This window comes from Acidisoma sp. S159, from assembly GCF_009766125.1.
Taxonomy (GTDB): Bacteria; Pseudomonadota; Alphaproteobacteria; order Acetobacterales; family Acetobacteraceae; genus Acidisoma.
Genome location: NZ_LMUG01000054.1, coordinates 6,971 through 7,604, shown reverse-complemented (window position 1 = coordinate 7,604; position 634 = coordinate 6,971). Strand labels below are relative to the sequence as shown.

1 protein-coding gene is annotated in these 634 nt (G+C 57.9%); it reads right to left on the bottom strand.

Features of this window, described 5'->3' with window-relative positions:
• Positions 1 to 51: 51 nt before the first annotated feature.
• Positions 52 to 634 (bottom strand): NAD(P)-dependent oxidoreductase (locus tag GSQ92_RS16330; protein WP_254066631.1); only part of this gene is annotated, 583 nt, incomplete at its 5' end.

The following is a 634-nucleotide window of genomic DNA, read 5'->3' as shown; positions in this document are numbered from 1 at the left end:
CACCCGACTATTGATCGGCCTGCTGGCTTTTTTCTGTGAGTTACGTCGGTCCTAATATCCCACAAGGCTGAGGTGATTAACAACCAGAGCTGGATCCAATGTCCCGTCAAAGGCTGCGAGCACGTTTCGCACTGTTGCTTTGCCCATTTCTACCAAACATTCGGCCGTTAGGGCCGCACAATGCGGACTGAAGACGATTTCCTCACGTGCAAACAGGGGATCGTCAGCTGGCAACGGCTCCCGCAAGAACACATCTAGTCCGGCACCGCGCAGATGGCCGCTTTCGAGCGATGCTACGAGTGCGGTTTCGTCTATAATGCCGCCGCGAGACGAATTCAGTAGAATCGCGCCCCTCTTCATCTGAGTCAGTGTCTCGGCGTCGATCATGTTCCGGGTTTTGTCGCTAAGTGGCACATGCAACGACACCACGTCGGCAGCCGTCAGCGCCTCCTCTAGGGAAGGGAAGAACGTCACCGCCGGGAAGTGCGAAGGCTCGATGAAGGGGTCGAAGCCCACGATCGACATGTCCAGCGCCCTCGCGCGCTTGGCAAGTTCCTGGCCAACGCGCCCGTAGCCAACTAGCAGTAGCGTCTTGCCGCGTAGCTCCATCGCTGTCATGCGGCTCCGAATTCCG